Raw genomic sequence first — 23,248 nt, forward strand, 5'->3', positions numbered from 1 at the left:
ACGGGCCAGTTCAATCTTCGCAGAAGCAGGCAAGAGAAGGCATCGAGCACACGCCACTACCGGCCCATGCTCGCCCACTGCAGGAGTTTGCCAAACAGAAATTCCAGGCCGATCTAATGTTTTTCACCGATCAGTCGGCTTTGCCGTGTTCCCGCAAACGCTCGGCGGCACTGCGTAACAACTGCTCGGTCCCGTCCCAACCCAGGCAACCATCGGTCACCGAAACGCCGTATTTCATCGACGCGCTCAGCGGCTGGCAGCCTTCGAACAGGTGACTCTCAAGCATCATGCCGACCAGCGAGGTATCACCTTGCAAGCGCTGCTCAAGCACGTCATTGAATACCGCCGGTTGGCGCAGCGGGTTCTTGCCGCTGTTGGCATGGCTGCAATCGACCATGATTCGTGGCGCTACTTTGGACTTGGCCAGGTCATGCTTTACGTCGGCCACGCTTTGCGCATCGTAGTTGGGCCCACGATGGCCGCCGCGCAGCACCAAATGAGTGTCGGGGTTGCCGGGCGTCTGGATGATCGCCGGGTGGCCCTGGCTGTCGACGCCGAAATGACGATGCGGGTGAGAGGCTGAGCGCATTGCATCGCAGGCAATGGCGACGCCACCGTCGGTGCCGTTTTTGAAGCCCACGGGCATGCCCAGCCCGCTGGCCAATTCGCGGTGAATCTGCGATTCGGTCGTGCGTGCGCCAATGGCGACCCAAGTGAGCAGGTCATCGAAGTAGCCGGCGGCCATGGGTTGCAGCAACTCGGTGGCCACCGGCAGGCCCAGGCGCAGCATTTCACGCATCAGTTCGCGGGACAGGGTCAGGCCGGCGGCCATGTCATCGCTGCCGTCCAAGTGCGGATCGTAGGCCAAGCCTTTCCAGCCCACAGTGGTGCGCGGTTTCTCGACGTAGGCACGGATCACCAGCAGCATCTGGTCGCTGACTTCAAGCGCAAGCTTCTTCAGATTGCGCGCGTATTCCATGGCCGATTCCGGGTCGTGGATCGAGCACGGGCCGACAATCACCAGCAAGCGTGAATCTTCGCCATTGAGGATGGCGCGCACGGCTTGGCGATGGGCGTGGACTTGTTCGTTGAGGAACGGGCTGAGCGGGAGTTGGTGCTTGAGTTCAAGAGCGCTGGGCAAACGCTGGGTCAGGGCTTCATTGGCGCTGTTGAGGGCAGAGACGGGCAAAGCGGCGACGGAGGAGTTCATATTCAAGGCTTCCTGGGCAAGCGGCGGGCGATTCCCGCACGCTTGGCCTACTGGGGTGTTCGACAATTGGCCGTATCGGCTACGTGTGTTGGCTTGCCACCACGGGGTGACCGGTCGGAGGCGGCAGGCTGTCCCGAACGGAGCTGGCTAAATCGCCATGCAGTGCAAGTGTCGTAGCGGTAATAGGTGGCGTAGTTCATGGGTGATTCCTTTAAGTGAGCGTGAAAAACAAATTGTCAGGCGCTGAAAAAACAAAACCCCCGGTCGGGGAGCCGACCGGGGGTTTAGATTTCTCTGGTAGGCGACCCCTTGAGTAGTGGGCGCCGATTTCAGGTATCAGGCGCGCCAGTGGCTAAACCAATACCCAAAATAAAAGCCGGCCAGTGCGCTCGAACCATTCACGCGGGTAGCCGACACCGAGCGCAAGGCGCTGGCAGCAGGGCAAACCTGAGTGTGGGTGAGTGGCAACATGGGGCTCTCCAAATGATGGGGGGAGCTTACTAGAGGCGTGCGGGTGGATTCAATCAGTAATTTCTATCGCGTGGCAGTACTTACCGCTATGGGGTAAGTGTGGATATGCTGATAACTCTCAACCAGTGATTGCCAGGACGCGACCATGACTGCCTTGACCCTTGCTGCGGCGCAAACCGTTTCCATCCCGGGCGATATCGCTGCCAATATCCAGCGGCACCTGGCGTTGATGCGGGCCGCGGCTGAACAGGGTGTGCAATGCCTGGTGTTTCCAGAACTGTCACTGACAGGCTACGAGCCGTTCCTGGCGGCCGATTTGGCCATCGACCCGCAAGACGCCGTGTTGACGCCGTTGCGTGAACTGGCGCGGGAGCTGCAGTTGACGGCCGTGGTGGGCATGCCGGTGCGCTTGGCGCCAAAAACAGGTGTGCTGATCGGCGCGCTGGTGCGTGAGGCGGACGGTTCAGTAGGCGTCTACACTAAGCAGCATCTGCACCCCGGCGAAGAGCTGGCATTTGCTGCGGGGCAGGGCGGCGAGCCTCTGGAATTGGCAGAGGAGCGCATCGCGCTGGCGGTGTGTGCGGACTTTTCCCAGGCCAGCCATCCACGCCAAGCGGCGGCAGCGGGCGCCACAGTCTATGCCGCAAGTGTACTGATCAGCGAGGCAGGCTACGCGGCGGACAGTGCTTTGCTTGAAGGCTATGCGTCCCAGCATGGCCTGTTGGTACTGATGGCTAACCACGGTGGCCCATCTGGAGGCTGGGCTTGTGCCGGTCGCAGTGCGATCTGGACCGCCGATGGCAACTTGCTTGTTGCCGCCCCCGGTGTCGGCGACGCGTTGGTGATCGCCCGTCGCGACGGCGGGCAGTGGACCGGCCAAGTGGTCGCCCTCTGAATGAGGTTTCATTTGCGCCGGGCCATCGAGCAGGACCTGCCGTTTGCCCGCACCCTGACCCAGCAGGCCATGAGCCATTACTACCGTCAGAACGGCTTGTTGTGGTCCAGCGACGGCTTCGACGTGGCCTGGGCGGGCCGCGAGAACTGGCTGATCTGCAACGATGACGTCGTCATGGGCTTTATCAGCCTGAGCCGCGATGGCAAGGCCCTGTATATCCGCGAGCTGCACGTGCTGGAATGCTGGCGCAAGCAGGGCGCGGGCACATGGGTGCTGGAGCAAATGGCGCTCAAGGCACGCGTCGAAGGCCTGGGCTTTCTACGTTTGACGGTGTTCAAGACCAACCCGGCAAGAAGGCTGTATCAGCGCTTGGGGTTGAGCATTGTCGGTGAAGAGGATGGCTTCTGGCGGATGGAGCGTGAGTGTCGCGCACTCACATCGGACTAAAACATGCACGTCCTACAAATAAGCGCATACTGCTGTCAGTTAGTGCTTTGTTCGTCGTGGGATTGAGCTCTTGGCTCATCCACGATAACGCCCTCTTTCATGCCCAGAAGTACCGCCACTTTATGGGCTTCTCCACGCCGTCCCTTTTTGCGCCCGGAGAGCACTTGATACGTGGTTGCCGGGTCTACGCCATGTTCCCGGGCGAACGCTTGAACTGACTTTCCTTGATGTTCCAGCCAGGCCTTGGCTTGTGCAGCAGTACGGATTCCGGGCATAGTTCAAAACCGTTCAAGTTTGTTTAACGAAGTGATGGTGTGACACCTCTTGGGGTGTGCCAATTTAGGATCATACATCCAAATGAGTGGAATCGGTTCGCGCTTAAGGCAAGAAAGAGAGCGACTTGGCCTGTCGCAGAAAGTTTTTGGAGAAATTGGAGGCGTTGAAGCGAACGCCCAAGGCAAATATGAAAGCGGTGGTCGTGCACCCAAGGCCGACTATTTGTCTCGCGTCGCCGAAAAAGGTGTGGATATCCTGTACGTGTTGACCGGCAGCCCAACGCCGATCCAGCTGGATAACCTGAGCAAGATCGAAGAGAAAGTGCTGGGCAATTACCGAGCGATGTTCAAGGAAGACCAGGACGCAATCCGTCGCTTGACCAGTACCTTGGCTGAGCATTCATCCGTGGTGAACGGAAAAGCCAAGTCGCCCCCCCAGGAATCCTGACCTTTAGCCCAGGAAACAGGGCTGTTCGCCAGCCGGCGAACAGCCGCAGCACGTTTAATCTCTATATATATGACACTTGCAACTAGGTCTGCGCCTTGGTTTTTTGCTAAGGTGTTCAGCAACCTATAAGACCATATCGCGAGGTGTCTGCTTGATTAGGGTGCTAGTAGTCGATGACCATGATCTCGTTCGTACAGGCATTACACGAATGCTGGCTGACATCGACGGCCTGCAAGTAGTCGGCCAGGCGGAGTCGGGGGAGGAATCCCTGATCAAGGCCCGGGAGTTGAAGCCCGATGTGGTACTGATGGACGTCAAGATGCCTGGGATTGGCGGTCTTGGTGCCACGACCAAGTTATTGCGCAGCCATCCGGACATCAAGGTCGTGGTGGTCACGGTGTGCGAGGAAGACCCGTTTCCCACCCGTTTGCTGCAAGCCGGTGCCGCCGGCTACCTCACCAAGGGCGCAGGCCTGGCCGAGATGGTGCAAGCCATTCGCCTGGTATTTGCCGGCCAGCGTTACATCAGCCCGCAGATTGCCCAGCAATTGGCGATCAAGTCGTTCCAGCCCACCAGCGATTCGCCATTTGATGCGCTGTCGGAGCGGGAAATCCAGATCGCCCTGATGATCGTCGGTTGCCAGAAGGTGCAGACCATCTCTGACAAGCTGTGCCTGTCGCCCAAGACCGTCAATACCTACCGTTATCGTATCTTCGAGAAGCTTGCCATCAGCAGTGATGTTGAATTGACCCTGCTCGCAGTGCGCCACGGCATGGTGGACGCCAGCGCCTGACATGACCACACCGTTTGATCCGAGTGCCTTTCTCTCCACCTGCAGTGGCCGCCCCGGCGTGTACCGCATGTTCGACAGCGAGGCGCGCCTGCTTTACGTGGGCAAAGCCAACAACCTGAAGAACCGTCTGGCGAGCTACTTTCGCAAGACCGGCCTTGCGCCGAAAACCGCCGCCCTGGTGGCGCGTATCGCCCAGGTCGAAACCACCATCACCGCCAATGAAACCGAGGCGCTGCTGCTTGAGCAGACGCTGATCAAGGAATGGCGGCCGCCTTACAACATCCTGTTGCGTGATGATAAATCCTACCCTTACGTGTTTTTATCCGACGGCAACTTTCCGCGCCTGAGCATTCACCGCGGGGCAAAGAAGCAAAAGGGCAAGTACTTCGGGCCTTACCCCAGCGCCGGTGCGATTCGTGAAAGCCTGAGCCTGCTGCAAAAAACCTTTTTTGTGCGTCAGTGCGAAGACAGCTTCTACAAGAACCGCACCCGGCCGTGCCTGCAATACCAGATCAAGCGCTGCAAGGCGCCCTGCGTGGGGCTGGTGGAACCTTCGGAGTACGCCGAGGATGTGCGCCATTCGGTGATGTTCCTCGAAGGGCGCAGCAACGCACTCACCGATGAGTTGTCCGGGGCCATGGAGCAGGCCGCCAGCACCCTGGATTTCGAAAAGGCCGCCGAACTGCGCGACCAGATCTCCCTGCTGCGCCGTGTCCAGGACCAGCAAAGCATGGAAGGCGGCACCGGTGACGTTGACGTGATCGCCGCGTTCGTCAACCCGGGCGGCGCCTGTGTGCACCTGATCAGCGTACGAGGCGGGCGGGTATTAGGCAGCAAGAACTTCTTCCCGCAGACCGGTATCGACGAAGACGTGGCGGAGGTCATGGCCGCATTCCTTGGCCAATACTACGTCAGCAGCCCTGAGCGCGACCTGCCGTCTGAACTGATCGTCAACGTGGTGCACGAAGACTTCCCCACCTTGATCGAGGCCATCCACGAGCTGCGCGGCCGCGAGCTGGACATCAGCCACCGCGTACGCGGCACCCGTGCTCGCTGGCAGCAGCTGGCCGTGACTAACGCCGAACAGGCCCTGGGCGCGCGGCTGGCGAACCGACAGCACGTCGCTGCACGCTTCGACGCCCTGGCCGAGGTCCTCAACCTGGACGAGCCGCCCCAGCGCCTGGAGTGCTACGACATCAGCCACTCCAGCGGTGAGGCCACGGTGGCCTCCTGCGTGGTATTCGGGCCGGAAGGGCCGATCAAGGCCGACTACCGGCGCTACAACATCGAAGGCGTTACCGCCGGCGATGACTATGCCGCCATGCACCAGGCGCTCACGCGGCGATTCAGCAAGTTGAAGGACGGGGAGGGCAAGCTCCCCGATATCCTGCTGGTAGACGGCGGCAAGGGCCAGTTATCCATGGCCCGTGACGTGCTCAACGAACTGGCGGTGCCCGACCTGATCCTGCTCGGTGTGGCCAAGGGCACCACGCGCAAGGCCGGTTTCGAGACGTTGTACTTGAATGATGCCGCCCATGAGTTCACGTTGAAGGGCGACTCACCCGCACTGCATCTGATTCAACAAATCCGCGACGAAGCCCACCGTTTCGCCATTACCGGCCACCGCGCCCGCCGTGGCAAAACCCGGCGAACTTCAACCCTGGAAGGGGTGGCAGGGGTTGGCCCGACGCGGCGTCGCGACTTGCTTAAACATTTTGGTGGCTTGCAGGAGCTCTCCCGTGCCAGCATTGACGAGATAGCCAAAGCACCCGGTATCAGTAAAAAGCTCGCTGAATTGATTTATGCCAATCTGCACAGCGAATAGAATGCCTTCTCACCTCGTAGCCAGTTGTGCCGATGAATATCCCTAATCTGATCACCGTACTACGCGTCCTGCTTATCCCGATTTTCATTTTGTTGTTCTATTTGCCGTATGAATGGAGCTACGTCGCGTCCAGTTCGGTATTTGCCTTCGCAGCCGCCACCGACTGGCTCGACGGCTACCTGGCCCGCCGCCTGGAACAGAGCACGCCCTTCGGCGCGTTCCTCGACCCCGTGGCCGACAAACTCATGGTGGCCGTCGCCCTGGTCCTGCTGGTACAGGAACACGGCAACCTGTGGCTGACCCTGCCGGCCGCCGTCATCATCGGCCGCGAGATCGTCGTCTCGGCCCTGCGCGAATGGATGGCCGAAATCGGCGCCCGCGCCCACGTGGCCGTCTCCAACATGGGCAAATGGAAAACCGCCGCGCAAATGCTCGCGCTGGTGATCCTGCTGGCCAACCCGTCGGACTTCTCGTTCTGGGTCCTCACGGGCTACGCCTTGCTGCTGGTCGCGGCCGGCCTGACCCTGTGGTCCATGCTGCAATATCTGCGTGCGGCCTGGCCCCATCTGCGAACCACCGTTGAAAAGAAATAAAACTTTTTTGAATCAAGGGGTTGACGGGTGCTGAGGATTCTATAGAATGCGCATCACCAAGCGGGAATAGCTCAGTTGGTAGAGCACGACCTTGCCAAGGTCGGGGTCGCGAGTTCGAGTCTCGTTTCCCGCTCCAAAATTTGATCCACAGCTGTCCACTGGGCGCTGGGACCCATGAAATAGACGCTTCGGCGTCTTTTTTCGTTGCTGCGGAAAGCCACTGGAATCCAGGGTAATCCGGTACGTTTAAGTATCGTTTTAAGTACTGTCTAACGGACAGACTCGAATTCGCATTGTTGCTGGATTCTCCCAGGTCATAAGATGAGCATCGGGTGCTGACTCTCTAACAGGAGCTCGCCATGCCTCTCTCAGATATCGCAATTCGGCACGCCCGACCTGCCGATAAAAACTACACCATCGGTGATTTCGACGGCCTGTCCCTGATGGTGACGGCTGCTGGCAAAAAACGATGGTTGTTCCGTTTTTACTGGGCTGGCCGGCAATCCAGCATGTCCCTTGGCAGCTACCCAGCAGTCAGCCTGAAACAGGCGCGTGAACGTCGTGATGAAGCGCGCAAGCTGCTGGCCCAAAACATCAACCCCTGCGAGCACCGTAAGCAGCAGCGCCGTGAAGTTGAGACCAAAGAGAAGTACACTTTTCAAGCGGTCTACAACGACTGGATCGACTTCCGTCGCCTGAGCTTGAAAGAAGGACGCCAAACCACGCTCTCGCAAATTATCAGGGTCTTCAAAAAAGACATCTTGCCGACCCTCGCTGAGCGCCCCATCAAAAGCATCACTCGGCACGATCTACTGGCCATCCTTAGTGCCATCGAGCAGCGCCGAGCTTTCACCATGGCTGAAAAATGCCGCACTTGGTTCAACCAACTTTTTCGTTATGCCCTGGTGAAAGTAGAAGGTATGGAACTCAATCCTGCCTCGGACCTGGACGTTGTCGCGCAGCCCAAACCCCCGGTGACGAACAACCCTTATCTACTGATGGAGCAACTGCCTGAGCTGCTAAAGGCGATTCGGCAATACGGTGGCCACCTTCAAACCAAGCTGGGCTTGCGCCTGCTACTGCTGACCGGTGTTCGCACAGGCGAACTGCGTTACGCCACCCCTGACCAATTCGACATGGAGAAACAGCTGTGGGTCATTCCACCGGAAGTCGTCAAGCAGCTCCAGCTAAAGATGCGTAAGCGAAATACCCCAGCCGGGGATATCCCGCCCTACGTCGTCCCGCTCTCCGTGCAGGCGCTTGAAATCGTCCGCTATCTACTTGACCAGGTCGTGCCCGCACAGAAGTTTCTGTTCTCGCATCGCAGCAACTTAAAACTGCGAATCAGCGAAAACACCTTGAACAATGCCCTGCACCGAATGGGCTACGCTGACCAGCTAACAGGGCATGGTATGCGCGCCACCATTTCTACAGCGCTGCATGAAATTGGTTACCCCAAAAACTGGATTGATGCGCAGCTTTCCCATGCGGATCCAGACCAGGTCAGTGCAACCTATAACCACGCCAGATATATCGAGCAGCGCCGCACTATGATGCAGGATTGGGCGAATCGGTTGGATCTGTGGGCACAGAGTAAGCATGAGGCAGCGAGTTCACCGCTGACGATTCGGCTAGAGGGGACGGCTTCACTGCCGGAGGCGGTAGGTGCGGCTAGCGCTTCGTTGGTCTATGACATAGCTGCTGTACCGAAAGAGGTCGTGGCGTCCTCTGATGCCACGGTTGCTGCTGCGGGCCTGGTTGCGGTGGAGGAGGGGGCGGTGAAGGAAGCTGAATCTGTGGTTTCGAATATTCAGCGTGAGCGTCTGGCGATGCTGGCGGCATATGAGGCGCCGACGAACTTGACGGTGCCAGAGTTTGCGCGATTGGCGGGTAAGTCGCGGGAGCAGGTCAGTCGGGAGATCAAGGCGGGGCGGTTGTTGGCGATAGGGTTGGGGAACCGGGGGTTGAGAGTGCCGGATTGGCAGTTGGATGCTGTGAGGCTGGCACAAGCGCAAACGGTTCTGGCGACAGCTAAGGGGCCTTGGGACGCCTTTTGGAGCCTCTCAGCGTCGTGACTAGCATTGATTCGGGCAGCGTCAAACCGCTCGTCCTGCTGGGAGCGCTACCTGGGTTTGCCCCTGTACGATAACCGCCATTTGGCGTATAAATTCGATCAAATGGAGGGGTTTTCATGAGTGCCGTATTGCAACCCAAAACCTCTGCGGACACCGTCTTCGGGCGAATGGCGCGCCTGCTGGATATCAAGCTCACCTCAGAGTCTGATGCCGTTCGTATCGTAGTCAATGGTATTTCCACCCACAGCTACAAACGTGTCGCCAGTAAGCTGAAGTTATCGTCCTCACTGGTAGCGCCAGAGAGCACCATCCGGCGCCGACTGAGCAGCAATACACGCTTCAGCGAAGCCGAATCCGAGCGAGTGGTGCGCTTGACGCGGGTGTACGCCGAGGCAGTCGAGTTGTTCGGTGGCGACGAAGCTGCAGCGTTGTTATGGTTGAACACTCCGGCTGATTACTTGCCCGACCAACCTGCAATTTCGCCCATGCAGTTGTCGGTGATGGACTCTGGCGCACGCTTGATAGAATCCCACATCCGACGCACTGCGCACGGCATCTTCTGATGCAGTTGTGGCGTATTTCAGCTTTCCCAGGATTGAGCGGTTTGGGTGGTCATCATACTGACGGTCGCTGGCACACCTTGGCACGTTCGGTCATCTACGCCGCTGAACATCCTGCGTTGGCAATGGTGGAGGTGCTGGCGCATATGCGCCTGAGCCTGGCGAATATTCCTTCTACATTGCAGTTGATCCGCATCGACGTTGCGCCAGGGGCGTCGATGGGGGTTACCCGTTGCTTGGCAGGCTAACGAGCCGACTTCGCAGATGGTTGGCAATCGTTGGTTGGACGGAAGAGGGGAGCTGCTGTTGCCGGTGCCGGTGCCGTCTGCGTTGATTCCACATGCGACCAATTACTTGATCAATGCGGGCCACCCACAGGCGCAGACACACCTTGTTGAGCATATCGAGCCATTCTGGTTCGATAAGCGTTATCTGCGTTAGAGGAACCGTGTTAATGCGGGGGGCTGGTTTACCTTTCTGTTAGGCCGACTAAGTCTTAGCTGGTTGCTTCGCTGGATAAAGTTTTGTGTTGCTTGGCCGATTAATTCGCCATGTCGCAGTTGTTCGTTACGAGCACTGCGTCCCGTGAATCTACGATTGGCAGACAGATGAGCACACCTAAAACCCCGCGAGCATTAATCCACTATTCAACAGCTGAGGCTGATGCGTTTGATATCCCCAATGGGCATTTCAAGGTTAAAACCCAGGGGCGATTGTATGCCATTGGGGTGAACAATCCGCTAAAGGTCGGTATTACCAAAGCTCTCACGCCTCGTAGCGCTCTTTTGTTTACCGATGCAGCGCTCACCAAATTTTCGCCTCACACCTGTTGGACGTTATCCTTTTACAAGCGATTTCTCGGCCAATACCGCTCCAAGGAATTCGGTGATGTAGTGTGGAAACAGAGCGATACCGTTCGTGAAGGTGATGTCTTACGTATCAAGGATGTGCAGATCGTGCCCATCAATGACCCCGGGCGCAAAGCGTGGCAGCGTGCCAAGGTCATTCTTGTGCTGGTATTGGAACTGACCCTTCTCGCCATTGTGCTTGCAATTATTGCCGCGGCTACGGCGATGCAGTTCCAGTGGTCCTTTCCAGCACCCTATCAAATGATAGAAAAAATGATTCCAGGCGCTTACGATTTCTTGGATGCTAGCGCGACATGGCTACGCCCGAAAGTCCCTGCTGTGTTTGTTGGGTTGCTGGTCATAGTCCCCATTCTTTTCGTTCGGGTATCGCGGCAGTTGGCAACCAAATGCTTTCGCGAAGACCTGAATAAATTGGGTTACTGAGTAGATCCATCATCCACTCCGTGTTCAATAAGAGCTCGATTAATACGTGAGTCGGGCTGTTGAACGTCGAGGGACAGTTGAATATTCGCTGTGGCTCATGCAGCCCGCGCAGGCATAAAATGCAGGGCTAGGATGACGTGTTATAACCCGACACCACACGGTCACCTGTGGCCTGTTGTCCAATGGACAAAAGGCTGCAGGTAACTGGCGCTCATCCAATATGACAGTTGCCCCAGTTTTTTTAGTAGGTCATTTTCGCCGTTACGGTATCTTCAATCTGGCATCGCTGATGTCGTTTCCAAATTATTTGTCTATTTATTCAAAAAACGTAAGCGGGCAACACGCCTTCCTGACACCGTTGCTTGAGGTGATCTCAATTACTTTCGGAGTTCAATATGTCTCAAAATATCTACGACAATCAGGCCTTTTTCGACGGTTATGCTCAACTACCACGTTCTCAGTTCGGTTTAGAAGCTGCCCCGGAGTGGGCCTCTATCCAGACTATGCTTCCGGATCTTTCTGGAAAGCGGATCATCGATCTAGGCTGTGGATACGGTTGGTTTTGCCGCAGTGCGCGAGCAGCAGGAGCCGCCGAGGTGCTTGGCGTGGACTTGTCTGAAAAAATGCTGACCCGGGCACGGGAACTCACCAATGACAACGGCATAAGCTACCAACGCCGCGACCTCGAACAGCTCACACTGCCGAGCCAAGCGTTCGACCTGGTGTACAGCCAATTGACTCTGCATTACCTTCCTGACCTCGCTCCGTTATTGGCCGCCATCTATCAGGCGTTGCAACTTGGCGGATGGTTTGTCTTTACGACTGAACACCCGATCTACACCTGTCCGGCCCGTCAGGGCTGGCTCATTGATGATCAAGGTCAACGGTCATGGGCTGTCAACAATTATCAAAACGAAGGTAAGCGCGTCAGCAACTGGCTGGCTGACGGGGTGGTCAAGTACCACCGGACCTTGGGCACCACACTGAACGCGCTGATGGCTGCTGGTTTTACTATTCGGCATGTCAATGAATGGGGACCAGCATCGGATCAGATCGAAACAAACCCGGCGCTAGCCGAAGAAACGGAGCGCCCCATGATGGTATTGGTTTCTGCGCAACGATAAGACCATGACCATGCTTTATCGAGACACATGTTCTAGGCCCGGAACATCACACTATTCCTCATAGCAATTATTGTTTGTGCTGATGAGCTATGGCTCGGGCCCATTCTCACTGCCACAGTCAGTCGCTTCCTATATACCAAGTAGGGCAGAGCTGGAATAGTGCTGCGACCTAGGATGTCTATGAGCTGATCACAAATGCCTATCTCTGCGTTGGATCGTTTTCGGGGCTGCCTGCTAGGCCTGGCCTGTGGTGATGCCGTTGGGACCTCTGTTGAGTTTATGCCGCGTGGCTCGTTTCTTCCTGTCATGGACATGATAGGTGGCGGTCCTTTCAATCTTCAGCCTGGCAAGTGGACCGATGACACGTCCATGGCGCTGTGCTTGGCGGAAAGCCTATTGAAAAAGGGCTGCTTTGACGCTGTCGATCAGATGGAGCGCTATCTGAACTGGTGGACATCGGGATATTTGAGTTCTACCGGGGTGTGCTTCGATATAGGTCTGACGGTGCGCCAGGCATTGGCTGACTTTCAAAGTAAAGGTGATCCCTACGCGGGCTCGACGGACCGTTACTCGGCCGGCAATGGCTCTATCATGCGTCTGGCCCCGGTCGTGCTGTTCTACTTCCCTGATACCAATCGAATTCATAACTTTTCTGTCGCTAGCTCCCGTACGACACACGCCGCTCAAGAGGCGGTAGAGTGCTGTTTGGTACTTTCGAAGGTGATCGCCAATGCATTACGTGGAGAGGCGAAAGCTCAGGTGCTGCAGGTGGACAGCTCCGATTTGATCGAGCCAAAAGTGGTAGCGATTGCTCAAGGGACTTATCGGGAAAAGGTACGCGCTGACATTGTAGGCTCAGGTTATGCAGTTGCTTCATTGGAAGCAGCTCTGTGGTGTTTCCATCAGATAGATAGCTTTGCCGAGGCCGTGCTGATGGCTGCGAATCTGGGGGATGATGCGGACACTACGGCGGCAATCGTTGGGCAGGTAGCCGGTGCGTATTATGGCGTGCAAGGTATTCCGGGTGATTGGTTGGGCAGGGTATGGATGCGTGAGTATATTCAAATCACTGCAGATGCATTGATGCAGATGGCTAACGGCTGATTCTGGAAAGTCGAGGTGACGCGGGGAATTACCATCCTTTGATGGCTGGTGACCCCCGCAGAGAAGACAACGCTTGAAGTCGTTACTGCATGAGTTTCATGAAGGCCATCATGACGCCGACGGCTGCAGAAAGCATGACGCCCATGCGAATGGTCAACTTGACCTCTAGCTGTGAAATTTCCGACTGCAGTTGATTGTGCAGGTTTGCGATATCAACCTTGGTAGCGAGATACGTATTCAAGTCTGACTCCATCGCTTCGATTACCGCGTTGATTTTTTGCTCGGGGACGTTAATTGCCATTAACGCCTGGTACAGAGCAATTTCGAGTTTCATATGACCTCCAAAGTAACAAAGGCCGACCCCGTACGGGAAGGCCCGTAGGGGGTTGGGAGATAAACGGCTTCCATCGATCAAGATCGATTGATCGCGCCACCGGAAGTGCGGCGATCATGGGCGGGATCTCTGCGGTAAACCGCAGCGCAACCTGAAGATCCGGGCTGCTGGTTATGTGGCTGAGCAAATCAGCCAGGCACACCTGCAAATGTGAAAGTGATAGGTTGACCGGTCAATCCAGAAGCGGCACTGCGTGTTGACGGATTGTTCGGCAATCGTTGTGTGTAATTTCCTACTGCTTGTTTGTGATGACGAGCTGCAGATACGGACATGAGCTGGTTTCTACGGGCCATTGGGGGCCAGGGACGCCTTTATCGGAGGGCATCGCTCCCACAAACATTGACGGTATTGGCCTGAAAATTAACGTGCGTTCCTCGGACGGACAAAACCGGACCTTGCTGCAAACGCCTTTGCCCGTCGCAGTTGAGAAGGAGCCAGTGCAGTATGATTCAGCCGCTGCCCAGGCGTGTGGTTCGACACTGACTACCAACTATGTGCAACAGTTGATCCTGACGGTCGAACCCAGCCAGTTGCCTGCCGGGAAACTGATCGTCGAGCGCGTCGCCGGGAGCTCTCAACTCACGCTCTATGCCATCGACTTACTAAAAGGCCAAGTGGGTTTTGGCAGCAGCGTGGATATACCGATGGATAACAGACCCAGTGGAGTCTGTCGCGTGCCCTACCTGCTAATGGGGCCGGCGATCATCAATATGGGGGACGGCGGTGGGCCGATTGAAATTCCCAATACCTGCAACGTGCAAACCTATAAGACCAAACCTGTGCAATTGGGGCGCTTGAGCCTGAACGATTTTCCGCAGGTGGGTGCGACTTCAATGCCTGTGCACTTCGCCATCGAGTTGAGCCAATGCGCGGCCAATGCCAAGCCGGTGATTACGTTTAATGACAAGTATGGACCGTCTGCAAACCCCACTGTTCTAACACTTGAGCCGACAGCAGCCAGCGCGCAAGGTTTCGGGATTGTCATGAATAACGAACTGACCCGGCAGGTCATTCGATATGACGGAGCAGGGTATGTAATGAAGCGGGCAGGTGAGGGCGCGAAAATACCTTTAAGTGTGCACTATATTCGGTTGAGCAGTGAGGAGGCGTTGAGGGCAGGCGCCGCTTATGGGGCGGCGGAGTTCACGTTTACGTTTCCTTGAGGGAGGGCGGCATTTATAACGACATTGGTTGGACGAAGTGGTGAGCGCTGGCGACTACAGGTAGCTCATGACAAACGTCATTTCGGTATTTGCTGCACCCGGGGTGATGCCTGAGCCACCGGCTATTTTGAAATAGCGTGCGTTGAGGGCGACTGTGAAATTTCCACCAGCGCTTGAGTAGTCCTTGAGCGGCAAGGACGTATTTAGGAGGACCGGGACCATACTGTCGTCAGTGATTTGCAGACCAACTCCCATTGCTGTCGAACCAGGGTTTAGCTTGATGATGCCTTGGTTGTCGTTTAACGAAGCTGAAGAGGACGTTGGTACGAGCGAGTACATGACTTTGTTTATCCCGGCTGGGCAATTATAAACTTTTATGTTGAACGGGATGGCTTTATTTGACGGTGCGCCATCTTTGGGGAAGTCACTCAGACGGTGTTGCCCCATGGAGGCATTGATATTCGCCGTTTGACAAGCGGGGGGCAGTCAGGGTCACGCTGTTCGACAGTTTTATTGATGAAACTTTAAGACTGCCTAACTTTATGCCCGAAATTTCGCCGGCTGGGATGATCGCGCCGCTTATGGTGTCGCCTGTTTTTATAATTTTTAGTTGAAGGGTAGTGTTGCTCATGTCGTAATTTTTAGCAGGAAGTGGAATTTGGCTCGCCTCCTTGATTGGGAGGCCTTTATAGAGTAGCTGGAATGACAGTCCTGAGTTGTTTATGACGTGAAAGGTAGAGTCAGCGGGTGTAGTTCCCAAATTATTTATTGCGCCCCATGTGTTGGCGCCAGAGCAGCTGATTCCAGTATTGGATGAGCTATGAGTAAACACCGCTGATTCAAAAACGGTTGAGCCTATTGGTGTGTCTCGAGGAATAATAAGTAAGCGTGGCATGCTGGTTGAGAATGTATCGGCACTTGGTCCGTTGGAATACGTACAGTCTGCTGAAGCAATCCCCGAAAGGCAGAAAAAATGCAGGGGCTGCGTATAGGATTACTGTTAAATGTCTGGCTTTCATTAGTTGATCTACAGGTGGCGATGATGAGGAATTTTCAAAAAACGACAGAGTGCGTAGCGTTCGGTGCTCGATGTAAAACCTCAAGTTAGGGGGTGATCTCGGCTTTCATTATTTCGTTAAGCATCTTTTCGGCCTCCTGTATTAATTGAGTATTGGTTAGTGCTTCTTGCTCGCTAAGCTTTAATGCTGCTTCCCGATGCTTTAATGTCTGATCGAATTGGTCCAGTTGTCGTTGACGCTCATCCAGCAACACATATTGACTCAATAGTATTTGCTTGTGGTGGGTGATACTGGCGATTAGTGATTTGAGGTTAGCCTCAATTCTTTCTGACGTGGTCTGTTCGGCCGGTGTCACCAGAAGTTCATCGGTTGCTGGGGCTGCAATTGCCGTGGAACCAACATTGGTATCTGACTGCAAAGAAAAGCTGCTTGCTTTTTTCTGGGGTTCGTATCTCAGCAGACTTGTTAGCCACGCGTCACTGATCTTCAAGTTGTAATGAGTACTTACAGCGCTGCACTGAATGTCGGTATCGGTCAGGTCCATCAGTGCATAGGTATCGTCGGTTTGTATTGGGTCAGGCGCACAGGCGTCGCGGAAAATATGCCTGAGCACTTGAACGGCCGTCGTAAGGATCTCGGCCGGCACATCACACATATGCAGTTTTTGGCCCTCCCCCTCAATGTTCGTCAGGTAAATCTTGACCAACTCATCGCCCGATTTTTCATTAAGGCTATAAACCAGGAACTGCTGGTTGAGACTGGTCGCGGTGAAACCGCACAGGACCACGGCGTTGAGCAATTGACCATGGGCATCGGGTATTTCAAGCGTTCGCAATAACATGAGTAATCCGGCTCCGTGAGGCTGAAGGGGGTGGCGGTGAGGTGGGCAGAATAGCCAGCTGGATCCAATAGCGTTGTCAGATAAATCCTACTCGCCAATAGACGGTTCGATTCGCGCCAAGGAACAATCGGATTCACCGCTTATGAGGTTTCAGGATCAGTACCCTATCGATAAGGTGCGTCGCGAAACGAAGCGTGCACTCTCAGACGCTTCGCCGCGTCTGAGCAGGTAACTAGGCAACCATGATCGATATAACGCATTTGACCAAACGTTTCGGCAAAGCCCTGGCAGTAGACGATGTGTCTTTCAAGGCCGCCTCGGGTGAGGTACTGGGGATGCTCGGCCCCAACGGCGCGGGAAAGTCCACCACCCTGCGTATGCTCACCGGGTTCATGTCGCCCACCTCAGGCACCGCCAACCTTTTCGGTTTTGATATACGCCGTCAGACGCGCCACGCTCAACGTCTGATCGGCTACGTCCCCGAAACAGCGGCTTGCTATAACGAAATGTCCGTCGCGAGTTTTTTGGGCTTTATTGCTCAAGTGCGCGGCTTGCGTGGACGCGAAAAGACGTTGCGGGTCACGGCCATACTTGAGCAATTCGAGCTGATGGAAGTACGTGGCCAGACCATCGATACCCTGTCCAAGGGTTTCCAGCGCCGCGTCGGGTTGGCGCAAGCGATTCTGCATGATCCCAAGATACTGATTCTCGATGAGCCCACCGATGGTCTGGATCCGAATCAGAAGTACCGCGTGCGCGAGCAACTCAAGGAGTTGGCTCGCGACAAAATCGTCATCATTTCTACCCACATCCTTGAAGAGGTCACCGCATTGTGCAGTCGTGTGCTGGTCATGGATAAAGGTCGGCTGTTGGTCGACAGCACGCCGCTGGAACTGGAAGGTCGTTCGCGCTATCACCAGGCGGTGACGTTGTACGCCACGCGGCCTCTGGATGTCATGACCCTTGGCATGCTGCCAGGCGTTGCAGGCATAGAGGTGGGGCCTGAACCCTACAGCGTGCGGGTGCTGGCGCGCACTGGAACGGTGATACTACCGGCTATCAATTCGCTGATTCTGAGTCGCGGTTGGGATGTACCACGCCAGGAAGTCGAGCGGGGCTCGCTGGGGGAAGTCTTCCGGCTGCTGACGCGGGAGCAACAACCATGAGGACGTTCTGGCCGGTGTTCAAGCGCGAACTGTGCAGTTATTTCGTCACTCCCGTCGCGTATGTGTTTACCCTCTTGCTACTGCTGCTCAGCGGTATCAGCACGTTTTACCTGGGCGACTTCTACCAGCGTAACCAGGCCGACCTGGCACCGTTCTTCGACTATCTGCCGTGGCTATATGCGTTGCTGCTGCCGGCCCTTGCCATGCGCATGTGGTCCATCGAGCGGCAGAGCGGATCCATCGAGTTGTTGATGTGCCTGGCAGTGGGTACGGCTGAGGCGGTGGTAGCCAAGTTCCTCGCCGCCTGGGTGGTCAGCGGGTTGGCGCTGGCGTTGACGTTTCCACTGGTGATTACAGTCAACTACCTGGGGGCGCCAGACAACGGCGTCATCCTTTGTGGTTACCTGGCCAGTTGGCTACTGGCTGGCAGTTGCCTGGCTATTGGCGGGTGCCTGTCGGCACTGACCAAGAACCCACTGATTGCCTTCCTTACTGCAATGGCGTTATGTCTGGCATTCATGGCCTGTGGCTTCCCGGTGGTATTGGATGTCTTGCGTGATTGGTCAAGTTTGTCGTGGCTCGATGGGGTGGCTTCGTTGAGTTTTCTCACGCATTTCGAAGGACTATGCCGAGGCGTAGTCGACCCACAGGACGTGCTGTATTTTTTCAGCCAGATCATTGGCTGGCTCGCCGTCACCGTGATTGCGGTTGAATTGAAAAAGGCAGTGTGACGCCATGTCATTCAAATCGGTGACGCGCACCTGTTTGCGCCTAATGTTTATTATCGCTGGGTTCGTGGCGGTCAACTTCGAGTTGGCGCCACGTTTGGCGTCGATGCGGTTGGACTTTACCGAGCAGCAGCTTTACACCCTGAGCCCAGGGTCGCGCCAGATCATTCAAGCCGTGGTGGAACCCACCGACCTGTACTTTTACTTTTCCAGCCAGGCCGCCAGGGACCTTACGGTCATGCGCGGTTACGCGGTGCGCATCAAAGCATTGCTGCGTGAATACGAGCGTGTGTCAAATGGCCGACTACGGGTGCACATTATTGACCCTGCGCCGTTTTCAACAGACGAAGCCCGCGCAGTCGAGCTTGGCCTGCAACAGGCCCCCATCGGCAAGGCGGGTGCGGCGGTTTACTTTGGCTTGGCCATCGTCGACGCACAGGCGCACCACGCCAGCATCGGTTTCTTTGCGCTAGAACAACAAACGTTCCTTGAATACGACATCAGCCGTACATTGCAGACGTTGACTCGGCCCGCGCGGCAAGTGATCGGCCTGATGTCTTCGTTGCCGTTGGCAGGTGGCTTCGATGTGCAGTCGGGGCGAACGCGACAGCCTTGGCGGATCATGCAGGAGATCGACAATGCGTTTGAAGTACGCGAACTGGCGTCCGATGTCGACACCATCGACAGTGCACTCAATGTCTTGATGCTCGTGCATCCCAAACGTTTACCTGTGACGACACTGCGCGCTATTGATCAGTTTGTGCTGCGTGGCGGGCGTTTGCTGGTGTTCGTCGACCCCTATAGCGAGCAGGATCGTGGCGATTACTATTTTGGGATACCCAGCAAAGACAAGTCTTCTGACCTCGCGCCTTTGTTCAAAGCGTGGGGCATCAAGCTTCTACCTGATCGCGTGTTGGGCGACGGCCGCTACGGTCAGTTTGTGGCAATGGCCCAAGGCGCAGAGCCGGTCTGGCAACCGACTGCCCTGGGGTTGTCACCCTCTGCGATGAATGAACAGGATGTGATTACTGCTGGTATTGGCAGCCTTAACCTGACCACCGCCGGTATCTTGAGCGCCTTGCCGGGTGCAACAACTACTCTGACACCGCTGTTGCACAGTTCGGAGCAGGCCATGCCCTACAAGACGGCGAGCCTGGATCATCTGGAAAACCCCGATACGCTTGCCCGGAGCCTCAAGGCTACAGGCGAGCGTTACCTGATCGCGGTACGCCTGCAAGGCCTGGCGCGCTCGGCTTTCATGGACTCACCCGGAGCATTGACCGAGGCGCAGAATATCAACGTCGTGGTTGTGGCGGACACAGATGTACTGAGCAACAACCTGTGGGCCGATGTGCAGCGCCAAGGTGATCAACTGGTCACAGTGCCATGGGCTGACAATGCGGTGTTGGTGCTTAACGCGCTGGACAGCCTGTCGGGGTCGGATGCGTTGATCAGCTTGCGCTCGCGCGGTCATTACAGCCGCACCTTCACCGTGGTGGAACACGCACAGCAACAAGCGCGCGCACGCTTGCGCGATATGAGAGTTGAGCTGCAAGGCAGGTTGGACATGACCGAAAAGGGCTTGGCCGAATTGGCTGCGGGGCGTGAACTGAATAAGCAACTGACCGTTGAGCAGCAATCCTCCTTCGATCAATTTTCTGCTGAGAAAGCTGTTATCGAAAAGTCGATGCGCCTCTTAGCGCGTCAACTGGATTTACAGGTTGAGGGGCTCGGGACAAGGCTTAAGTTGATCAATATCGTTCTAATTCCGTCATTGCTTTCCCTGGTCGTTTTTGGTGCTTTTCTATGGCGTCGGCGCACGCAGGCCTAGGGTGGTCAGGACGCTTGCGCCGTACTCCTTCGATGCGCACTGTAGAAACTAACTTGCTTTTTGGATGGTTATATCTGATGGGAAGGTCAGATTGAATAGAGGTCGGTGAACCTACAATGACGTGCCGTCACCTCAGGCATATTTAAAGTGTTCCTGAATAAACTGCCGCCAAAAAAGAAGCCATTACACCGCAGGGGCGTATCGGCCAGCCCGAAGATATTGCAACCGCGGTCGCATTTCTGACGTCGTCGGATGCAAGCTGGATCGCCGGGGAAACGCTGATTATCGGCGGCGGCCTGCACTAAACCTTGAGGGCGTGCTCGCGCACATAGTGGCGAGGCGATTGAGACATAACACGCTTGAATGCGATGCTGAATGCGCTTTCGGACTCATATCCCAATGAGAACGCCATGTTGAGCACCGATTTATCGGAATTCTTCAGCCGATCACTGGCCAGTAACATGCGCCAGTACGTCAGATACTCCATAGGTGCTGCGTCGACCACCTGTTTGAAGCGCAATGCGAAGGCCGAGCGCGTCATGGTTGCCCGTTGCGCCTGTTCCTGGACGCTCCAGCGGTGGGCTGGTTCGGCGTAAATCGCGCTCGAGGCAACACTGAGGTTACGCTCGGCCAGGCCGTAAAACACCCGATGCCAGTGCTTTCCAGGGGGCAAGGCTGACGATAAGCTGCAGCTGTGTTGGCTGAAAATACCGTCATTGTGTGATGTTGTTCACACTTTTAAATTTCCGGATGCATATCCGTCGATACGGGGTGGCGAGGGCGTGATACGTGCCCATGGGATGCGAGAAACGATCGATGCGAGTGCTCTTGAGTATCCAATAAGATTGATAAATAAGAATATTTATGAAGCGTCGATGCGCGTCGTCCTTAAAAAGCGCAGCGGTACGATAGGAAAGAAATTTCCTTTTATGTAAGAACTATCTCTAATTAAAGTAAGTTGCCCCCCAAGCGCGTTCCAGTGATTTACAAAAAAGGCATTGTTCTGGAAAGTTTTTCGACTGGACATTAGAAAAGTAGGGGCTATGATATTTTTTACATGGAGCAGTTTAGTAAACATGATGCGACATGGAGACGGGTGTTACATATTGCTGATTAAATCATTTTAAGTTGCGGGAATGACTTTTTTGTTGTCTGAGAAAGAGTTGAATGGCTGCTGGAGTTTCGCTTTGGTGGAGTGGCAAGGCGTGTCGTTAGCTTTGAGTGCGAACCAATATTTAATGCTCTTAAGTCTTTCAGGGAGGGGGTATGTCAAAATATATCCTTATTGATCGTAATGATCGTCGTTATGAGACGCTAAAAAAAGGCTTTAACTTACGCTGGCCCGGTAATGGGCAGGGCGCCGACTTTATCTATGTCTGTAATAGTCCGGACTCGGTATGGGCGGCGGCTAACGATGCGCTGAAGAAAAATTACCGGATTACAGTGCGTAGCGGTGGCCATTGCTACGAAGGATTTGTGGCGAATAAGTTAGCGTCTCAAAAAAGTCAGAAGCTGGCTATTATCGATCTTGGTTTGATGGCAGGCATTGAGTTTAATGAACAACGGCGTTTGCGGTCTCACTATGATAAAAGCGTAAAATATAAGGTTCGCATATCATCTGGAAATCAGAACTGGGATGGCTTCGCAGCGCTTTATAAAACAGCTAATCGTACAATTCCGGGTGGTTCGTGCTATTCGGTAGGTGCAGGAGGGCATATCAGCGGGGGCGGTTACGGTTTACTATCGCGTTTGCATGGGCTGACAGTGGACTGGTTAAGCGGCGTGGATATTTTAGTGCCGAGCAAAACCGGAGACTCACTTGAAGTCAGACATGTTCACGAAGGTAGTGACGAGGCGGATGGAGAGCGTGACCTATTTATAGCCTGCCGTGGAGCGGGAGGCGGAAACTTTGGAATTATTATTAACTACTACTTCAAAGAACTGCCGCAGGCACCGCAGCAAGCTTATCTGCTCTCGTTAGCATGGCCATGGAGTGCATTTGATAACAAAGATAAGCTTGGTCATTTTCTAAATGAGTACTGGCGCTGGTTCAATAAAAATGATGAGTATTGGAATAGCGATGACCTGTCCAAAGCTAATGGCGGCCTGTTTGCATTGCTTAAGTTGCAACACCGCTCAACCGGCGATATCAACTTGTTGGTTCACTATACTGGAATGGATGGCCGAGTCGATGGTGAGCGGCAAGCCGATCCCCTGATAGATTTTGTCACCCACATGAATCAAGCTGCCGGCAGGAATGCATTTGTCACCACGCAAGATGCTTTATTTGGCCCGATAAGAAAACATCACTCAAGCGAGCCCAAGCTAAGGAATGTCTTGCAGGATGCCAGGTTGATGGACTGGCTGCATCTGGCCCAGATGTTGAATGGTTCGGGTAATAATCAATCTGGTAAGTATAAATCGTTTTATCAGGTTGGTGATTTTGCTGATTTTGAAATTAATGCTATATGGCAATACTTTAATCAAGCAGACGATGCTCTGCTTAATCAGGCGTTGTTACAAATTGACTCCTATGGCGGCTGTATCAATGCTAATAATGAACAGGCGCACCCAACTTCCATTTATCAGAGGCGCTCGATTCTGAAGTCACAGCTTCAGGTTTACTGGAGTGACCCGAGGCACGAGCGTCACTGCGTTGAATGGTGTCGAGGGTTTTACAAGGCTTTTTTCGAGCAGCAAGGCGGCAAACCTTTTCAAGATAATCAACGATATCAAGGGTGTTATATAAACTACCCAGATATTGATATGAAATATACAGACGATAGCCATGAGATAGTCGATACGCGATGGCTGGAGCTTTATTATGGTGATAAACGGCAGATGCTCATCAGAACCAAGATTAGGTTTGATCCAAAAAATATTTTTCGCAGTGAGCTGTCTATACCACTAGTGCATCCTTAGGAATGCACTAGTAAATCCTTTTGGTTTTATCAATGGCTGCTTGAACAAGCTATACGGCTGAACTCAATGCAG

At 54.9% G+C, this 23,248-nt stretch carries 23 protein-coding genes, 1 tRNA gene and 2 pseudogenes; 20 read left to right on the forward strand and 6 right to left on the reverse strand.

What is annotated here, in order from left to right:
- Positions 1-130: 130 nt before the first annotated feature.
- On the reverse strand, positions 131-1,210 hold the full coding sequence (locus BOP96_RS18020) for a 3-deoxy-7-phosphoheptulonate synthase (RefSeq protein ID WP_014717995.1): 1,080 nt from the start codon (positions 1,208-1,210) through the stop codon (positions 131-133).
- A gap of 616 nt (positions 1,211-1,826) precedes the next feature.
- Here BOP96_RS18020 and BOP96_RS18025 point away from each other — a divergent pair.
- Both BOP96_RS18025 and BOP96_RS18030 read left to right on the forward strand, forming a co-directional pair.
- The gene (locus BOP96_RS18025) at positions 1,827-2,576 is read left to right on the forward strand and encodes a carbon-nitrogen hydrolase family protein (RefSeq protein WP_073453523.1); all 750 of its coding nucleotides are present in this window, start codon (positions 1,827-1,829) and stop codon (positions 2,574-2,576) included.
- Positions 2,577-3,023, forward strand: a complete 447-nt coding sequence (locus BOP96_RS18030) for a GNAT family N-acetyltransferase (RefSeq protein ID WP_073453525.1) — start codon at positions 2,577-2,579, stop codon at positions 3,021-3,023.
- 35 nt (positions 3,024-3,058) lie between these two features.
- On the opposite strand, the gene BOP96_RS18035 is transcribed toward BOP96_RS18030, so the two are convergent.
- Positions 3,059-3,298 carry a DNA-binding protein gene (locus tag BOP96_RS18035; RefSeq protein ID WP_003190382.1) on the reverse strand — a complete coding sequence of 80 codons (240 nt, stop codon included), beginning with the start codon at positions 3,296-3,298 and terminating at the stop codon, positions 3,059-3,061.
- A gap of 82 nt (positions 3,299-3,380) precedes the next feature.
- On the opposite strand from BOP96_RS18035, the gene BOP96_RS18040 reads away from it, so the two are divergent.
- From BOP96_RS18040 to BOP96_RS18090, 12 genes are all read left to right on the forward strand, one after another.
- Positions 3,381-3,746 (forward strand): helix-turn-helix domain-containing protein, encoded by a 366-nt coding sequence (locus BOP96_RS18040; RefSeq protein ID WP_003190384.1) that lies wholly within the window; start codon positions 3,381-3,383, stop codon positions 3,744-3,746.
- Positions 3,747-3,897: 151 nt separating this feature from the next.
- Positions 3,898-4,539, forward strand: a complete 642-nt coding sequence (gacA, locus tag BOP96_RS18045) for a response regulator transcription factor GacA (RefSeq protein WP_003190387.1) — start codon at positions 3,898-3,900, stop codon at positions 4,537-4,539.
- 1 nt (position 4,540) lies between these two features.
- Positions 4,541-6,364 (forward strand): excinuclease ABC subunit UvrC, encoded by a 1,824-nt coding sequence (gene uvrC, locus BOP96_RS18050; protein ID WP_073453527.1) that lies wholly within the window; start codon positions 4,541-4,543, stop codon positions 6,362-6,364.
- A 32-nt stretch (positions 6,365-6,396) separates the two neighbouring features.
- Entirely contained in the window at positions 6,397-6,957 is a 561-nt protein-coding gene (pgsA, locus tag BOP96_RS18055; RefSeq protein WP_003190391.1) for a CDP-diacylglycerol--glycerol-3-phosphate 3-phosphatidyltransferase, read from the forward strand.
- A gap of 60 nt (positions 6,958-7,017) precedes the next feature.
- A tRNA-Gly gene (locus BOP96_RS18060) sits at positions 7,018-7,093 on the forward strand.
- Positions 7,094-7,316: 223 nt separating this feature from the next.
- Positions 7,317-9,032, forward strand: coding sequence for a tyrosine-type recombinase/integrase (locus tag BOP96_RS18065; protein WP_060767500.1), 1,716 nt, complete (start codon positions 7,317-7,319; stop codon positions 9,030-9,032).
- Between the two features lie 116 nt (positions 9,033-9,148).
- Entirely contained in the window at positions 9,149-9,595 is a 447-nt protein-coding gene (locus BOP96_RS18070) for an antitoxin Xre/MbcA/ParS toxin-binding domain-containing protein (protein ID WP_060767499.1), read from the forward strand.
- Positions 9,595-9,840, forward strand: coding sequence for an RES family NAD+ phosphorylase (locus BOP96_RS30570; protein WP_371929118.1), 246 nt, complete (start codon positions 9,595-9,597; stop codon positions 9,838-9,840). The genes BOP96_RS18070 and BOP96_RS30570 overlap by 1 nt, the downstream gene beginning before the upstream one ends.
- Positions 9,841-9,856: 16 nt before the next feature.
- Positions 9,857-10,033, forward strand: coding sequence for a hypothetical protein (locus BOP96_RS30920; RefSeq protein ID WP_371929119.1), 177 nt, complete (start codon positions 9,857-9,859; stop codon positions 10,031-10,033).
- Positions 10,034-10,200: 167 nt separating this feature from the next.
- Positions 10,201-10,884: a hypothetical protein gene (locus BOP96_RS18080; protein ID WP_138726229.1), complete on the forward strand. Its 684-nt coding sequence runs from the start codon at positions 10,201-10,203 to the stop codon at positions 10,882-10,884.
- A gap of 395 nt (positions 10,885-11,279) precedes the next feature.
- Complete coding sequence (locus BOP96_RS18085) at positions 11,280-12,008, forward strand: class I SAM-dependent methyltransferase (RefSeq protein ID WP_073453529.1); 729 nt, start codon at positions 11,280-11,282, stop codon at positions 12,006-12,008.
- A gap of 195 nt (positions 12,009-12,203) precedes the next feature.
- Complete coding sequence (locus BOP96_RS18090) at positions 12,204-13,112, forward strand: ADP-ribosylglycohydrolase family protein (RefSeq protein WP_060767494.1); 909 nt, start codon at positions 12,204-12,206, stop codon at positions 13,110-13,112.
- An 82-nt stretch (positions 13,113-13,194) separates the two neighbouring features.
- Here the strand turns inward: BOP96_RS18090 and BOP96_RS18095 are convergent, their stop codons facing one another.
- Positions 13,195-13,446 (reverse strand): hypothetical protein, encoded by a 252-nt coding sequence (locus BOP96_RS18095; protein WP_060767493.1) that lies wholly within the window; start codon positions 13,444-13,446, stop codon positions 13,195-13,197.
- Positions 13,447-13,871: 425 nt separating this feature from the next.
- On the opposite strand from BOP96_RS18095, the gene BOP96_RS18100 reads away from it, so the two are divergent.
- Positions 13,872-14,669, forward strand: coding sequence for a fimbrial protein (locus BOP96_RS18100; protein WP_230957557.1), 798 nt, complete (start codon positions 13,872-13,874; stop codon positions 14,667-14,669).
- A 54-nt stretch (positions 14,670-14,723) separates the two neighbouring features.
- Here BOP96_RS18100 and BOP96_RS18105 read toward each other — a convergent pair whose 3' ends face one another.
- Both BOP96_RS18105 and BOP96_RS18110 read right to left on the reverse strand, forming a co-directional pair.
- A complete protein-coding gene (locus tag BOP96_RS18105; protein ID WP_256575447.1) occupies positions 14,724-15,155 on the reverse strand; it encodes a fimbrial protein in 432 nt (143 codons plus the stop codon).
- Between the two features lie 618 nt (positions 15,156-15,773).
- Positions 15,774-16,529 carry a hypothetical protein gene (locus BOP96_RS18110; protein ID WP_060767491.1) on the reverse strand — a complete coding sequence of 252 codons (756 nt, stop codon included), beginning with the start codon at positions 16,527-16,529 and terminating at the stop codon, positions 15,774-15,776.
- Between the two features lie 242 nt (positions 16,530-16,771).
- Here BOP96_RS18110 and BOP96_RS18115 point away from each other — a divergent pair, with 242 nt between their 5' ends.
- The 4 genes and pseudogenes from BOP96_RS18115 to BOP96_RS18130 form a co-directional block, all read left to right on the forward strand.
- The gene (locus BOP96_RS18115) at positions 16,772-17,695 is read left to right on the forward strand and encodes an ABC transporter ATP-binding protein (RefSeq protein WP_073453533.1); all 924 of its coding nucleotides are present in this window, start codon (positions 16,772-16,774) and stop codon (positions 17,693-17,695) included.
- The gene (locus BOP96_RS18120; RefSeq protein WP_073453535.1) at positions 17,692-18,426 is read left to right on the forward strand and encodes an ABC transporter permease subunit; all 735 of its coding nucleotides are present in this window, start codon (positions 17,692-17,694) and stop codon (positions 18,424-18,426) included. Before BOP96_RS18115 ends, BOP96_RS18120 begins: the two co-directional genes overlap by 4 nt.
- 43 nt (positions 18,427-18,469) lie before the next feature.
- On the forward strand, positions 18,470-20,254 hold the full coding sequence (locus BOP96_RS18125; protein ID WP_166405770.1) for a Gldg family protein: 1,785 nt from the start codon (positions 18,470-18,472) through the stop codon (positions 20,252-20,254).
- 179 nt (positions 20,255-20,433) lie between these two features.
- Positions 20,434-20,559: pseudogene (locus BOP96_RS18130) on the forward strand (SDR family oxidoreductase); the annotation flags it as partial.
- On the opposite strand, the pseudogene BOP96_RS18135 reads toward BOP96_RS18130, so the two are convergent.
- Positions 20,556-20,920: pseudogene (locus BOP96_RS18135) on the reverse strand (helix-turn-helix transcriptional regulator); the annotation flags it as partial. The pseudogenes BOP96_RS18130 and BOP96_RS18135 sit on opposite strands and share 4 nt — an antisense overlap.
- A gap of 600 nt (positions 20,921-21,520) precedes the next feature.
- On the opposite strand from BOP96_RS18135, the gene BOP96_RS18140 reads away from it, so the two are divergent.
- Positions 21,521-23,176, forward strand: a complete 1,656-nt coding sequence (locus BOP96_RS18140; protein WP_073453539.1) for a BBE domain-containing protein — start codon at positions 21,521-21,523, stop codon at positions 23,174-23,176.
- The last annotated feature ends 72 nt before the right edge of the window (positions 23,177-23,248 follow it).

The organism is Pseudomonas sp. FSL W5-0203, assembly GCF_001896155.1.
In the GTDB taxonomy this organism is placed as follows: domain Bacteria; phylum Pseudomonadota; class Gammaproteobacteria; order Pseudomonadales; family Pseudomonadaceae; genus Aquipseudomonas; species Aquipseudomonas paracarnis.

Bases quoted from the DNA above. Each gene is read 5' to 3' on its own strand.
- BOP96_RS18020 (WP_014717995.1), bottom strand. From the start codon at position 1,210: ATGAACTCCTCCGTCGCCGCTTTGCCCGTCTCTGCCCTCAACAGCGCC.
- BOP96_RS18025 (WP_073453523.1), top strand. From the start codon at position 1,827: ATGACTGCCTTGACCCTTGCTGCGGCGCAAACCGTTTCCATCCCGGGC.
- BOP96_RS18030 (WP_073453525.1), top strand. From the start codon at position 2,577: ATGAGGTTTCATTTGCGCCGGGCCATCGAGCAGGACCTGCCGTTTGCC.
- BOP96_RS18035 (WP_003190382.1), bottom strand. From the start codon at position 3,298: ATGCCCGGAATCCGTACTGCTGCACAAGCCAAGGCCTGGCTGGAACAT.
- BOP96_RS18040 (WP_003190384.1), top strand. From the start codon at position 3,381: ATGAGTGGAATCGGTTCGCGCTTAAGGCAAGAAAGAGAGCGACTTGGC.
- uvrC (WP_073453527.1), top strand. From the start codon at position 4,541: ATGACCACACCGTTTGATCCGAGTGCCTTTCTCTCCACCTGCAGTGGC.
- pgsA (WP_003190391.1), top strand. From the start codon at position 6,397: ATGAATATCCCTAATCTGATCACCGTACTACGCGTCCTGCTTATCCCG.
- BOP96_RS18065 (WP_060767500.1), top strand. From the start codon at position 7,317: ATGCCTCTCTCAGATATCGCAATTCGGCACGCCCGACCTGCCGATAAA.
- BOP96_RS18070 (WP_060767499.1), top strand. From the start codon at position 9,149: ATGAGTGCCGTATTGCAACCCAAAACCTCTGCGGACACCGTCTTCGGG.
- BOP96_RS30570 (WP_371929118.1), top strand. From the start codon at position 9,595: ATGCAGTTGTGGCGTATTTCAGCTTTCCCAGGATTGAGCGGTTTGGGT.
- BOP96_RS30920 (WP_371929119.1), top strand. From the start codon at position 9,857: ATGGTTGGCAATCGTTGGTTGGACGGAAGAGGGGAGCTGCTGTTGCCG.
- BOP96_RS18080 (WP_138726229.1), top strand. From the start codon at position 10,201: ATGAGCACACCTAAAACCCCGCGAGCATTAATCCACTATTCAACAGCT.
- BOP96_RS18085 (WP_073453529.1), top strand. From the start codon at position 11,280: ATGTCTCAAAATATCTACGACAATCAGGCCTTTTTCGACGGTTATGCT.
- BOP96_RS18090 (WP_060767494.1), top strand. From the start codon at position 12,204: ATGCCTATCTCTGCGTTGGATCGTTTTCGGGGCTGCCTGCTAGGCCTG.
- BOP96_RS18095 (WP_060767493.1), bottom strand. From the start codon at position 13,446: ATGAAACTCGAAATTGCTCTGTACCAGGCGTTAATGGCAATTAACGTC.
- BOP96_RS18110 (WP_060767491.1), bottom strand. From the start codon at position 16,529: ATGTTATTGCGAACGCTTGAAATACCCGATGCCCATGGTCAATTGCTC.
- BOP96_RS18115 (WP_073453533.1), top strand. From the start codon at position 16,772: ATGATCGATATAACGCATTTGACCAAACGTTTCGGCAAAGCCCTGGCA.
- BOP96_RS18120 (WP_073453535.1), top strand. From the start codon at position 17,692: ATGAGGACGTTCTGGCCGGTGTTCAAGCGCGAACTGTGCAGTTATTTC.
- BOP96_RS18125 (WP_166405770.1), top strand. From the start codon at position 18,470: ATGTTTATTATCGCTGGGTTCGTGGCGGTCAACTTCGAGTTGGCGCCA.
- BOP96_RS18140 (WP_073453539.1), top strand. From the start codon at position 21,521: ATGTCAAAATATATCCTTATTGATCGTAATGATCGTCGTTATGAGACG.